This window comes from Halorubrum sp. FL23 (assembly GCF_052439115.2).
Taxonomy (GTDB): domain Archaea; phylum Halobacteriota; class Halobacteria; order Halobacteriales; family Haloferacaceae; genus Halorubrum; species Halorubrum persicum.
The window spans coordinates 60325-73296 of record NZ_JBQVRO020000008.1; the positions used below are offsets into that span (position 1 = coordinate 60325).

Below are 12972 nucleotides of genomic sequence, written 5' to 3' on the forward strand. Positions count from 1 at the left end.
CGTGCATGGAATGGAAGACAGACTGGGGACTCCGTGGACGAATGGGGTTCACGATGTTCCTGCTCTTCGCCCTCTACGTCGTGTTCATCGGCGTCCTGATTGAGGTGTTCAACGTCGGGATTCTCTTTACGCTCGCGATGTTCGGCGCGTTCTCGTTCGCGCAGTACTTCTTCAGCGATAAGCTGGCGCTCCGGAGCATGGGCGCCCGCGAGGTGAGCGCCGAGGAGTATCCGGACCTCCACCGCCGGATCGAACGGCTCAGCCAGCAGGCCGACCTCCCGAAGCCGGCGGTCGCCGTCGCCGACACGCAGGTGCCGAACGCGTTCGCGACGGGTCGAAACAAGAAGAACGCGACCGTCGCGGTGACGACCGGACTGCTCCGGTCGCTGGACGACGACGAGCTCGACGGCGTGCTCGCCCACGAGCTCGCCCACGTCAAGAACCGCGACGTGATGGTGATGACCATCGCGTCGTTCCTCTCGACCATCGCCTTCTTCATCGTGCGGTGGGGGTGGCTGTTCAGCGGCGACAACAGGCAGGGCGCGCCGGTCATCGTCGCGATCCTCGTGTCGATCCTCGTCTGGATCGTCTCGTTCCTGCTCATCCGCGCGCTCTCGCGGTACCGCGAATACTCCGCCGACCGCGGCGCGGCGCTCATCACGGGGAAACCCGGCGCGCTCGCGTCCGCGCTGATGACGATCGACGGCCGGATGGACCGCGTCCCGAAAGAGGACCTCCGCGAGGAGGCGGAGATGAACGCGTTCTTCATCATCCCGATCAAGGCGGGGTTCGTCGGCAAGATCGCCTCGACGCACCCGTCGACCGAGAACCGGATCGAGCGCCTCCGCGAGCTCGAGCGCGAAATGGAGACCGCCTGAACGGCGTTTTCCGCTCGTCTTCCCACCTTTTTCTCTGACCGCCGGAGCGTGTCCGCGCCCGACCGGCTGCGAAGCAGTCGACCGCGTTCCGCAAAGAGTAACCCGCCCCGCCGGCAGTCGCATCGCCTACTCCCGCGAACGTCCCGCCGAGGCGTCGGGAAGCCCCAGTGAGGGGAGTCGATAGCCCGTCGGCAGAGAGAAAGAGTGCATATATCGAACATCAAACCTGCGTTATTATAGCAAATATTTGGTAGTTTTATCGATGTGGGGCGGCAGTTCGGATCGAATCGGAGTGACACTGGAGATCGCGGCGCGATCGGCGATCGAAGTCAGAAAGGCGTTTAGGCGGCCGTAGCTCGGAATAATTCGAGTATCCGATAGCACACTCGGTGAGAAATCGATAGCGGATAACTCCCCCAACCGTAATTAGACGCTTGCCGACGAGAGGCGCCTTAGCGTGCTTCTTCGCGAGTTCAGCGTGAGTCAGCGTAGGAACACGTGCATCGTCGCCGTCGATCGGCGGAAAGGGTCGAACGGGACTGTCGAGATATCTCATAATCTAAATAGTACGCAATAACCATCAGTTTAGACGTATTTGACCAGCGCAAGTTCGATGTGCGGGTGCGAGCGCGAGTCGATCTTCCGCTGAGGCTCGTCACAGTTTGTGGCGGCCAGAATAACAGGCGTACGTATGTTATTCTGAGTGTGGCGGACGCGGAATACGCGCCGTTCGACACCATCGAACGCGTCGCGCCGGGCAACGGACGGGATCCGGCGTCAGGAGTGTGCGATGTTGAGTTCCAGTTCGTTCGCCGCGCCGAGCAGCAGGTCGGGGAGTTCGGACTCGAACCGCTCTCCGGTCAGTCGATGCGAGGGGCCGGTGACGCTGAGACCGCCGATCACCTCGCCGTCCGGGCCGCAGATCGCGACGCCGACGGCGTGGGTCCCGCGGAGCGACTCCTCCCTGTTGAAGAAGTACCCGCGCTCCCGACCGGCTTCGATCTCCGCGCGGAGATCGTCCGGGTCGGTGATGGTGTGGTCCGTGACGGGCTCGAACGACATGCGTTCGAGCATGTCGAATAGCTCGGGCTCCGGCAGCTCGGCGAGGATCGCCTTTCCCGCCGAGGCCGCGTACAGCGGGATGCGACTACCGAGGCCGGGGTCGGTGCGAACCGCCTGATCGCCGGCGGCGCGGGCGAGGTACACCGCCTTCCCGTGCTCCTCGACGAAGAACTGGGCGCGCTCGCCGGTGGCCTCCGCGATCTCTTCGACCTTCTGGCGCACTAGGTCGTACCCGCGGAAACTGCTTCGAGCGGTGACGCCGACCTCGAGGAACCGAAGCCCGACGTGGTAGCCGTCGTCGCGCTGGACGACGTAGCCGAGCTGCTCCAGCGTTTGGAGGTGGCGGTGGACCGTGCTCTTCGCGTAGTCGAGCTCCTCCGCCAGCTCCGCCAGCGTCGCCCCGTCGTTCTCGGTGAGTCGTTGCACGACATCGAACAGCGTTTCGGCGGTCCGTACGGTGTCCACGTCCCCCTCCGCGGCGTCAGACCTCGTTTCGTTCATAATCGATGATCTCGCTCCGGGCAAATAAGTGTTCGACCATTTCGAACGATGATCGGTGACCGCGACAGAGTTACTGGGAAACGGAGTCGGCGGCACCGCCGTCGACACGCGACCGACCGTCCAAACGGGGAGACGCGACCGACTGCCCCAACGCGTAGGTTTAATTCGGACGCCCGCCTGCTCGCAAGCGTGGTATCGCCCTCGTCGATCGCGGGATCCGACGCCGGAATCGTCCGAGAGCGACCCTTCCAGCTGCTGCTCCTGATCAACGTGCTCCCGCCGCTCGGCACCGCCCTCCTCTCCCCGGTGCTCGGCTCGCTCGTCGAGCCGCTGGGGGCGTCGACGGCGAACATCGGGCTCATGATGTCGGCGTTCACCGCGCCGTCGATCGTCGTCATCCCGATCGCCGGCGTGGTCGCCGACCGATACGGGCGACGACCGGTGTTGATCTTCGGGCTCCTCTGGTTCGGGCTCACCGGCACCGCGATCGCGTTCGTCTCCACCTTCGCCGCGGCGCTCGCCCTGCGCGCGCTGCAGGGGGTCGGCTTCGCCGCGCTCACGCCCATCATCATCACCAGCCTCGGCGACCTCTACGCGGGGACGAAGGAGGCGACCGCACAGGGGCTCCGGTTCACCGGCTCCGGACTCTCGCAGACGGCGTTTCCGCTGGCCGCCGGGGTCCTCGTCGGGATGGCGTGGCAGTACCCGTTCCTCCTGTACGCCATCTCCTTCCCGATCGCGGCCGTCGTCTACGCGTACTTCGAGGAGCCGCTCGACAAGACGGCGGACGGGAACGGGGAGGCGGGGCTCCGGACGCAGGTCGGCGACATGCGCGCGCTCGTCGCGCAACGGCGGGCGTGGACCATGGTCGTCGCGCGGGGGAGCGCGAACGTCGCGTGGTTCGGCTTCCTCACCTACAACTCGATCCTCGTCGTCGACGTGCTCGGCGGCACGCCGGCGGAGGCGGGGGTACTCGCGGCGCTCGCGAGCCTCACGTACGCGCTCGCGGCGACGCAGGCGGGTCGGATCGCCGACGTCTTTGACGACCGGCTCTACCCGCTCGTGGCGATGAACCTCTCGATGGGCGTCGGCCTCGCGCTCGTCTTTCTCGCCCGGTCGCTCGCGGTCGCCGCCGTCGGCGTCGTGTTCATGGGCGCCGGCTTCGGGCTCGTGCTCTCCGTCTACCGGAGCGTCATCACGACGCTTCCGCCGGCGGACCTGCGGGGCGGGCTCGTCAGCCTCGGCGAGGGGAGCGGGCGCGCGGCGGCGACGGCGACTCCGATCGTCATGGGCGTCGCCGTCGCGGTCTCGACCCGGTCGCTCGGGTTCGAGGCGGCCGTCCGCGCGGTCGGCGTCGGCGCCGGGCTCCTCGGCGCGGGCGTCGGAGTCGCCTGCCTCCTCCTGATGAGTGCGTCGCCGCCGATCCGGATGGACGAGTAGCGCTCGCAGGCGCCCCGAGCCACCGACACCGGCGGGTACGAGGGGCTGCGAAATCAGGTCGCGGAGGAGATCAGATCGAGGAGATCGAGCCGCAAAGAAGCCGACAGTCGCGAACGGCGAGCGACTACTGGTACGCCTGCAGCCCGGTGAGGTCCTCGCCGAGGATCAGGGTGTGGATGTCGTGGGTGCCCTCGTAGGTGTACACGGTCTCCATGTTCGCCATGTGGCGCATGGGTGAGTAGTCGGCCGTGATCCCGTTGCCGCCGAGCATCTCGCGGGCGATCCGCGACTGGTCGCGGGCCATGCGGACGTTGTTGCGCTTCGCCATCGAGACGTGCTGCGGCCGCATCTCGCCGGCCTCCTTGAGCTCCGAGAGGCGGTGGGCGAGCAGCTGCGCGAGCGTGATCTGCGTCGCCATCTCCGCGAGCTTCTGCTGTTGCATCTGGAAGCCGCCGATCGGCTTTCCGAACTGCTCGCGGTCGGTCGCGTACTGCCGAGCGGTCTCGAAGCAGTCCTGTGCCGCCCCGATGGCGCCCCACGCGATGCCGTAGCGGGCCTGCGTCAGACACGACAGCGGCCCCTTCATCCCCTCGACGCCGGGGAGGCGGTTCTCCGCCGGGACGTGAACGTCTTGGAGGCTGATCTCGCCCGTGATCGACGCGCGCAGGCTGAGCTTCTCGTCGATCTTGTTGGTAGTGACGCCGTCGCGGTCGGTCTCGACGAGGAAGCCGCGAACGGGGGTGCCGTCCTCGGTGTGGTCCTTCGCCCAGACGACGGCGACGTCGGAGATGGGTGAGTTCGTGATCCACGTCTTCGACCCGTTGAGCACGTAGTCGTCCCCGTCGGCCTCGGCGCGCGTCTCCATGGCGGAGGGGTTCGACCCGTGCTCCGGCTCGGTGAGCCCGAAGCAGCCGACCGCCTCGCCGGTGCCGAGCTTGGGAAGCCACTCCTCCTTCTGCTCCTCGCTGCCGAACGCGTGGATCGGGTACATCACCAGCGCGCCCTGCACGCTCGCCATCGATCGCAGCCCGGAGTCGCACGCCTCCAGCTCGCGCATCAGCAGGCCGTAAGCCCGCTCGCTGACGCCCGGCAGGCCGTACCCCTCGAGGTTCGGCGCGTAAAACCCCATCTCGCCCATCTTCGGGATGATCTCTTTGGGGAACGTGCCGTCGATCCAGTGTTGGCCCACGTCGTCGACCTCGCCGTCGATGAACGACCGGGCGGAGTCGACGAGCAGGCGCTCCTCCTCGGACAGGGTCGACTCCATGTCGAAGTAATCGAGCATACGAATGCTTGCGATCCCAAGGATAAATAAGTATAGTCTCGCTCGCCGAGCGGCCGGGTTCTCCCGGAATCGCGCGCCGCGATCGTTCCCGGAGCGCCGGCTCAGAACCCGGTCGTCCCCTCGAGGAGGTGCTCCTCGACCACGTCCGTGTCGAGTTCGATCCCGAGACCGGGCGACTCCGGCACCGCGATCCGACCGTCCTCGATCAGCGGCTCGTCGCGCGCCAGCAGGTCGTCCCACCAGTCGACCTCCAGCGCGTGGTACTCCAGCAGGTCGAAGTTCGGCGTGGCCGCGCCGAGATGGACGCAGGCCATCGTCCCCACCGGACTACAGACGTTGTGCGGTGACATCGGCATGTAGTTCTCCTCGGCGCGGTCGGCGATCCGCATCGTCTCCGTGAGCCCGCCGACCGTCGCCGGGTCGGGGGTGACGATGTCGACGCCGTGCTCGTAGATCAGGTCCGACAGCTCGAACACGCGGAACCGGTTCTCGCCGGTCGCGACGGGGGTGCGCGTCGCCTTCGTCACCTCCTTCTGGGCGTCCATGTTCTCCGGGGGGATCAGGTCCTCGAGCCACATCAGGTCGAACTCCTCGAGCTCGTGAGCCAGCCGCTTCGCGCTCTCGACGGAGTAGTCCCAGTGGCAGTCGAAGGCGAGGTCGACGTCGTAGCCGATCTCCTCGCGCACGGCCGCGACGATCTCCTTTTTCTCCCGGATCGCCGCGTTCGTTAAGCGCCCGTTGTACGGGTCGTTCTCGTTGTCGGCCGGCAGGTCGAGGTCGAACTTCAGCGCCGAAAAGCCCATGTCGGTGACGCGGGCGGCCTCGGCGGCGTACGCCTCGGGGGAGTACGCCTCGGCGTCGGCGTAGGCGGTCGCGCCGTCCTCGACCGCGTACGCCTCGCCGGCGTGGCAGTCGCAGTAGAGGCGCACCTCGTCGCGGTACTTCGAGCCGAGCAGCTGGTAGACGGGGAGCCCGAGGATCTTCCCGGCGGCGTCGAGCAGCGCGATCTCGATGCCGGAGGCCGCGGTGACGACCTTCCCGGTCGTGCCGCCGTGGCCCGACATCTCCTGGAAGATGTACCGCACGAGCCGCTCGACGTCGAGGGGGTTCTCGCCGACGAGGAACCGGTTGGTGTACTCGACGAGCTCCGGGACGCCGCCGCCGCGGTACGCCTCGCCGATGCCGGTGACGCCGGCGTCGGTCTCCACTTTGATCAGGTTCCACTCGAAGTTCCCCTCGACGACGCAGGCGTCGAGGCCGGTGATCTGTACGTCTCGGTCCGGGTCGCGGGTGTCGATCTGGTCTGAGTAGTCTCGCATATGTAGTGTGTCGGTGTTGTGTGTCGGAGTGGGTCAGTCGTCTCTGAACCGCCGCAGCGCGTCCTTGTCGAGCGGCACGCCGTGACCGGGACGGTCCGGCAGCTCGATAGTCCCGTCGTCGCCGGGTGTGACGGGATCGGCGACGACGTCGTCGAACGCCTTCACGTCCATGTCGCGGTAGAAGTACTCGACCCAGAGGCCGTTCTCGATGGCGCCGAGCAGGGAGGCGTGGATGTTCCAGTTGTAGTGGGGCGCGATGGGGATGTCGTACGCCGAGGCGTGGTTGGCGATCTTCAGCCACTCGGTGACCCCGCCGCAGACGGTGACGTCGGGCTGGAGGATCGTCGCCGCCCCGGTGTCGGCGAGTCGGGCGAAGTTGTGTCGCGTCCCCTCCAGCTCCCCGGTGGCGACGGGGTAGTCGATCCCGTCGTTCACCTCGGCCATCGTGTCGACGCGGTCGATCATCACGGGCTCCTCGATGAAGTACGGGTCGTACGGCTCGAACGCCCGACAGTTGCGGAGCGCCTCCGTGGTGGACCCCCAGACGCCGTTGGCGTCGAGCAGGAGGGTGCGCTCGTCGCCGATCTCGTCGCGCACCGCGGCGACGCGTTCGGCCTCCTCCGCCGCCGACAGGCGACCCACCTTCATCTTGACCACGTCGTGGCCCTCGTCGAGGTAGCGCCGCATCTCGCCGCGCAGCGCCTCGTGACCCTTGTCGTCGCGGTAGTAGCCGCCGCTGGCGTACGACGGTACCGACTCGGAGTGGCCGCCGAGCAGCTTGTGGAGGGGCATGTCGGCCGCCTTCGCCTTCACGTCCCAGAGCGCGATGTCGACCGTCGAGATGGCGCGCAAGAAGAGACCGGTACGGCCGATCTGCACGTTGCCGTCGTACATCTTGTGCCAGAGCCGTTCGGTGTCGCGGGGGTCCTCGCCGACGAGCAGCGGTTCGAGCATCGACTCGACCGCGTCGGCGATGAGGCCGGCCCCCTCGTATCCCAGCGAGTAGCCGACGCCCTCGTGGCCGGTGTCCGTCCGTACGTACGTGATCGCGTGGTCCCGATAGGTGAGCGTCCGGTTGGAGAAGGAGACGGGCGACTCCAGCGGCAGCTTGATCGGGAACGACTCGACTTCGGTTATCTGCATGTGTGCTGCGGCGTCACACGGGTACTAGTAGCCCGCTGTATCGGCAAACCTCTCACCCGCAGCTTTTGTACCGGGGCTGCGAGGGACCCCACATGGAGTTTCCCGACCGAGCCGACGTCGACCACCTCATCGACCCGCAGCCGCTGCCGGAGTTCGCGCGGGTTCGGTACGAGCCGCGGACGGAGCGCCTCGACGATCCGGTCGGGGCGGCCCGCGAGGCGACCGACGCGCTCGATCTCGACGACCTCCCCAAGGGCGCGAGGGTGGCCGTCGGGGTCGGCAGCCGTGGGATCGACCGGATCGACGAGGTCGCGGCGGCGGTCGTCGACCGACTCGCCGAGCGGGGGTTCGACCCCGTGGTGGTCCCCGCGATGGGCAGCCACGGCGGCGCGACCCCGGAGGGGCAGCGCGAGGTGCTGGAGGCGCTCGGGATCACCGAGGAGGCGGTCGGCGCGCCGATCGACGCGCGCATGGCCGCCGCGGAGCTGGAGACGGTGCCCGTCGGCGACGCGGACCTGCCGGTGTACTTCTCGGAAGCGGCGTCGGAAGCCGACGCCGCCCTCGTGGTGAACCGCGTGAAGGCGCACACCAACTTCACCGGACCGATAGAGAGCGGGCTCGCGAAGATGACGGTCGTCGGGCTCGGCAAGCAGCGCGGCGCGAAGTCGTTCCACTCGACGGCGATCGCCGAGGGGTACGTGGAGGCGTTGACCGCCGCGCTCGAGGTCATCGAGCGGGAGACGCCGCTGGTCGGCGGGATCGCGCTCGTCGAGAACTTCGAGGAGGAGATCGGTCACCTGGAAGCCGTCCCCGCGGGATCGTTCCTCGACCGCGAGCCGGAGCTGTTGGAACGCGCGTACGACGAGATGCCGACGCTCCCGGTGGACGACGTCGACCTGCTCGTCGTCGACGAGATCGGCAAGGAGATCTCGGGCGCCGGGATGGACACGAACGTCATCGGTCGCTACCGCGTGCTCAACGCGCCAGACCCCGAGACCCCGGACATCGACCTCATCTACGTCCGAGGGCTCACGGAGGCGACGAAGGCGAACGGCAACGGGATCGGGCTCGCCGACCTCACGCGACAGGCCGCGGTTGACCAGCTCGACCTGAAGAAGACGTACGCCAACGCGCTCACCAGCGGGTCGCTCGCGAAGTCGAAGCTCCCGGTGGTGGCGCCCGACGACGAGTTCGCGCTCCGGACCGCGCTGGCGGCGCTCGGAGGGTACGACCCCGAGACCGTCCGGATCGTCTGGATCCGGAACACCCAGGACCTCGGCGAGCTCCGCGTCTCCGACGCGGTGGTCACGGACCTCCCCGCGGCGACGACGGTCGTGGGTCGCGAGACGGTGGGATACGACGACGGAACGGCGGAGTTCAATGACGAAACCGCGGAGTCCGACGCCGACCCGACGGGCGGGTCGGGCGCGTGAGGGCGGTCCGCCCGCTTGCCTGTAGGGAAACGTTTTCACGCCGGACTCCGGATGTGTGAGGCATGGACTTACAGATCGACGGGAACGTCGCACTCGTGACCGCATCGTCCAGTGGACTCGGGAAGGCATCGGCGAAGGCGCTGGCCCGAGAGGGAGTAGACGTCGTCATCAACGGCCGCGACGAGGAGCGGCTGGCGGACGCCAAAGAAGAGGTCGAGGCGGTCGCGACCGGCGAGGTCGTCGCGCAGCCGGCGGACCTGACCGACGCCGACGAGGTCGCGGCGCTCGTGGAGGCGACCGTCGACGAGTTCGGCACGATCGACCACCTCGTGACCAGCGCGGGCGGGCCGCCCTCGGGCGCCTTCCTCGACACCGACGACGAGGACTGGCAGTACGCCTTCGACCTGCTCGTGATGAGCGTCGTTCGGCTGGCGCGGGAGTCGTATCCGCACCTCAAGGAGGGCGACGGCGGCACCATCGTCAACGTCACCTCCCGCAGCGTGAAGGAGGCCATCGACAGCCTCGTGCTGTCGAACTCGGTCCGGATGGGCGTCATCGGGCTGGAGAAGACGCTCTCGAAGGAGTTCGCCCCGGAGGTACGCGCCAACGCCGTCCTCCCGGGCCCCCACGAGACGAGCCGGATCCGGGACCTCGTCGAGGCGGCCGTCGAGCGCGGCGACTACGACTCCTACGAGGAGGGGCTCGACGACTGGGCACAGAATCCGCTCGAACGCATCGGCGACCCGATGGAGCTCGGCAACACGGTCGCGTTCCTCTCGTCGCCGAAGTCCGGGTACGTCAACGGCACCGCGCTCCCGATCGACGGCGGCTCCACCGGAGCGAACCTATGAAGCCGGTCGCGTTCGACGAGGCGGAGACGTACGAGCCCGAGGAGGGGTGGCGGCGCGTGTCGATGGCGGGAAGCGACCGGTTCTCCTTCGAGTGGTTCGAGAAGCCGCCGGGCCACAGCTCGCCGATGCACGACCACGAGAACGAGCAGGTCTGCCTCTGCCTGCAGGGCGAGCTCACGGTCGCGACCGAGGACGACTCGGTCGCGCTCCAGGAGAACGACTCCGTGCTCCTGGAGTCGAACGAGACCCACAGAGTGGAGAACACCGGCGACGAGCGCGCGGTCGGGCTCGACGTGTTCGCGCCCGGGCGCTCGTTCGACTTCTGGACGGACCGCGAGGAGTGAGCGATGAAGTACCTCGCACGCACCGCGACCGGAACCCCCCTGCTCGGTGACGACGAGGGGTACGTCCCGCTCGCTGCCGTCGAACCCGACATCGAGACCGTCCGCGACGCCCTCCCACGGGCGGCCGCGGGGACGCTCGGCGATGTCGCCGACGCGACCGCCGACCCCGTCCCGGCCGGGGACGTGTCGTTCGGCGCGCCGCTGGAATCGTTCGGGAAGCTGTGGGGGATCGGCCTGAACTACGAGGAGCACGCCGGCGACCTCGACGAGCAGCGCCCCGAGGAGCCGGCGAGCTTCATGAAGCCGTCGTCGGTGCTGACCGGGCCGGGGGGCCCGATCCGACTGCCGCCGGAGTCGCAGAGCGAGCGGGTGACCGCCGAGGCGGAGCTGGCGGTCGTGATGGGGCGGACGTGCCGGAACGTCGACGAGGCCGCGGTCGACGACGTGGTGGCGGGCTACCTCCCCGTCATCGACATGACCGCGGAAGACGTGCTCCAGCGGAACCCGCGGTTCCTCACGCGAGCGAAGAGCTACGACACGTTCCTCGTTCCCGGCGCCGCGCTCGCGGTGCCGGAGGAGCCGCTCGACCTCGAGCGCCTCTCGGTGCGGACCGAGGTCAACGGTGAGGTGCGGGCCGAAAACGAGATCCGGAACATGCTGTTCCCGCCGGCGGAGATCGTCTCGTTCCACTCCGACGTGATGACGCTGGAGCCCGGCGATCTGTTCAGCACCGGAACGCCCGGCGCGGCGCCGATCGACCCCGGCGACGAGGTGCGCGCGGTCGTCGAGTCGATCGGGACCGTCGACGCGCCGGTGACGCGGTAGGGGCGGGCATCCCGACCGCAGGCAGTTTTATTACCCGCTGTTCGGTTAGGTTCTCGCATGTACCGCGTACTGCTTCCCGTCGGTGGGGACTCGGATAACGAACTGGCCGCAGCGGACGCCGTGGCGTCGCTGCCGAACGCCGCCGAGGAGGTCGAGGCGGTGATACTCAACGTCTACGAGGGGTTCGAGGTCAGCGGCGAGGCCGGTCGCGTCAACTCCGAGGACGTGTGGAACGAGGAGAACTACCCCGAGAGCGTCGACGTCGTCGAGGACCGGTTGGCGGAGGCCGGCGTCGAGACGGTCAGACGGCGCGAACACGGCGACCCGGCCGACACGATCGTCGAGGTCGCCGCGGAGCTCGACGTCGACGGCATCACCATGAGCGGGCGCCGCCGGAGTCCGACCGGGAAGATGCTGTTCGGGAGCACGACCCAGTCGGTGCTGCTCGGAGCCGGCTGCCCGGTGACGGTGATCCTCGACGAGTAAACAGCGGGACGGAACCTGTATAGCGAAGATCACGAAATGAATATTCTTCGTTTTCTAACTGGAATAAACAGATACATTGTTAATGATGGACGAACTGGTCACGGTTGAACATGGCAGACAAGTCGATCGATCGGCGGCGGTTCCTGTACGGCACGGGTGCGGTAGGCATCACCGGACTCGCTGGATGTAGCGGTGGGGGCGACGGTGGCGACGGCTCCGACGGGTCTGACGGCTCCGACGGGTCGGACGGTTCCGACGGGTCGGACGGTTCCGACGGCTCCGACGGATCGGACGGCTCCGACGGCGGAAGTCAGGATCTCACGCTGCGCGTCGGGACATCCGCCGGCGGGACCCAAGACGTCGGGCTCGCGGTCGAGCGGGCGGTCAGCCAAGAGAGCGACACCCTGAGCTACTCGACGATCGAGAGCCCGGGGTACATCGGCACGATCCGCCGGATGGCGAACAACCAGTTCAACGCCGGCATCACCGACAACAACTCGCTGTCGAAGGCGCTCGACGAGACCGGCGCGTTCTCGGAGCAGCCCGTCGAACGCATCCCGCAGTACGGGTTCTACGCGTTCCCGTACAGCATCTACGTCATCGCCCGTGACGGCACGGGGATCGAGACGTTCGACGACCTCGCCGGCGCGAACGTCTACCCGGCCGAGCCGGGGTACTCGACGCGCGCGACGACCCTCGACGTCTGGTCGCAGGACCCGACGGCCGACATCTACGACCAGATGAACATCCAGAACATGGGCGTCGACTCCGCGCCCGGTGCGATGGAGGAGGGTAACATCGACGCCTGTATCGCGTACGGGACCCCCGGCGTGCGGTACACCGGGTTCGTTCAGGAGATCGCCTCCCGCATCGACATCCACTACGTCGAGCCGACCGACGCGCTCCGCCAGTCGGCCGAGTCGTACCCGGGCGCCGGGACGGGCACCACGAGCTACGCCGACTGGTCCATCGCCGACGCCGACATCGGCACCGACGAAGTGTTCCACTGGAACCTCGAGGTGAACTACACGTTCAACCCCGAGGCGAACCCCGACGCCGTCTACGAGCTGTGCCGCGTCGTCGACGAGCACAACGACACGGTCAACGAGGGCGAAGAGCAGTTCAACGACTTCGAGTCCACCGCGGACATGCTCGCCTCGGCTCGGGAGAACATCCCGGTCCACCGCGGCGCAGTGCAGTACTACAAGGACAACGACGCGTGGGACGACAACCTGACCGAAGGCGACAGCGCCTGATCGGTCGGTAACCCGACTTTCTTCCCGCTCTCCGGGGCGTACCGATCAGTAATTTAAAATCATCCAATCCGTAATCGACAACTCAGACACCAACTATGACACTATCAACCACGCCCGGGCGGACGACCATCCTCTCTAACGTACGCAGG

At 67.5% G+C, this 12972-nt stretch carries 12 protein-coding genes; 8 read left to right on the top strand and 4 right to left on the bottom strand.

What is annotated here, in order from left to right; all coding sequences use genetic code 11:
* Positions 1–5: 5 nt before the first annotated feature.
* Complete coding sequence (gene htpX / locus ACT4MF_RS11335) at positions 6–878, top strand: zinc metalloprotease HtpX (protein WP_099254104.1); 873 nt, start codon at positions 6–8, stop codon at positions 876–878.
* 777 nt (positions 879–1655) lie between these two features.
* Here htpX and ACT4MF_RS11340 read toward each other — a convergent pair.
* The gene (locus ACT4MF_RS11340) at positions 1656–2441 is read right to left on the bottom strand and encodes an IclR family transcriptional regulator (protein ID WP_444682685.1); all 786 of its coding nucleotides are present in this window, start codon (positions 2439–2441) and stop codon (positions 1656–1658) included.
* Between the two features lie 189 nt (positions 2442–2630).
* On the opposite strand from ACT4MF_RS11340, the gene ACT4MF_RS11345 reads away from it, so the two are divergent.
* Positions 2631–3881, top strand: coding sequence for an MFS transporter (locus ACT4MF_RS11345; RefSeq protein ID WP_444682686.1), 1251 nt, complete (start codon positions 2631–2633; stop codon positions 3879–3881).
* Positions 3882–4005: 124 nt separating this feature from the next.
* Here the strand turns inward: ACT4MF_RS11345 and ACT4MF_RS11350 are convergent, their stop codons facing one another.
* The 3 genes from ACT4MF_RS11350 to ACT4MF_RS11360 all read right to left on the bottom strand — a co-directional run bounded on the left by ACT4MF_RS11350 (position 4006) and on the right by ACT4MF_RS11360 (position 7628).
* Positions 4006–5166 (bottom strand): acyl-CoA dehydrogenase family protein, encoded by a 1161-nt coding sequence (locus ACT4MF_RS11350; protein ID WP_099254107.1) that lies wholly within the window; start codon positions 5164–5166, stop codon positions 4006–4008.
* Between the two features lie 101 nt (positions 5167–5267).
* Positions 5268–6485 (bottom strand): mandelate racemase/muconate lactonizing enzyme family protein, encoded by a 1218-nt coding sequence (locus ACT4MF_RS11355; RefSeq protein WP_444682687.1) that lies wholly within the window; start codon positions 6483–6485, stop codon positions 5268–5270.
* A gap of 33 nt (positions 6486–6518) precedes the next feature.
* Positions 6519–7628, bottom strand: coding sequence for a mandelate racemase/muconate lactonizing enzyme family protein (locus ACT4MF_RS11360; protein ID WP_444682688.1), 1110 nt, complete (start codon positions 7626–7628; stop codon positions 6519–6521).
* Between the two features lie 92 nt (positions 7629–7720).
* Here ACT4MF_RS11360 and ACT4MF_RS11365 point away from each other — a divergent pair, with 92 nt between their 5' ends.
* From ACT4MF_RS11365 to ACT4MF_RS11390, 6 genes are all read left to right on the top strand, one after another.
* On the top strand, positions 7721–9061 hold the full coding sequence (locus ACT4MF_RS11365; protein WP_444682689.1) for a nickel pincer cofactor-dependent isomerase, group 22: 1341 nt from the start codon (positions 7721–7723) through the stop codon (positions 9059–9061).
* A 62-nt stretch (positions 9062–9123) separates the two neighbouring features.
* Positions 9124–9912: an SDR family oxidoreductase gene (locus ACT4MF_RS11370; RefSeq protein WP_444682690.1), complete on the top strand. Its 789-nt coding sequence runs from the start codon at positions 9124–9126 to the stop codon at positions 9910–9912.
* Positions 9909–10256: a cupin domain-containing protein gene (locus ACT4MF_RS11375; protein ID WP_099254112.1), complete on the top strand. Its 348-nt coding sequence runs from the start codon at positions 9909–9911 to the stop codon at positions 10254–10256. Before ACT4MF_RS11370 ends, ACT4MF_RS11375 begins: the two co-directional genes overlap by 4 nt.
* 3 nt (positions 10257–10259) lie before the next feature.
* On the top strand, positions 10260–11081 hold the full coding sequence (locus ACT4MF_RS11380) for a fumarylacetoacetate hydrolase family protein (RefSeq protein ID WP_444682691.1): 822 nt from the start codon (positions 10260–10262) through the stop codon (positions 11079–11081).
* A 57-nt stretch (positions 11082–11138) separates the two neighbouring features.
* Positions 11139–11567, top strand: coding sequence for a universal stress protein (locus tag ACT4MF_RS11385; protein ID WP_099254114.1), 429 nt, complete (start codon positions 11139–11141; stop codon positions 11565–11567).
* Positions 11568–11677: 110 nt separating this feature from the next.
* Positions 11678–12823, top strand: coding sequence for a TAXI family TRAP transporter solute-binding subunit (locus ACT4MF_RS11390; protein WP_099254115.1), 1146 nt, complete (start codon positions 11678–11680; stop codon positions 12821–12823).
* Positions 12824–12972 lie beyond the last annotated feature (149 nt).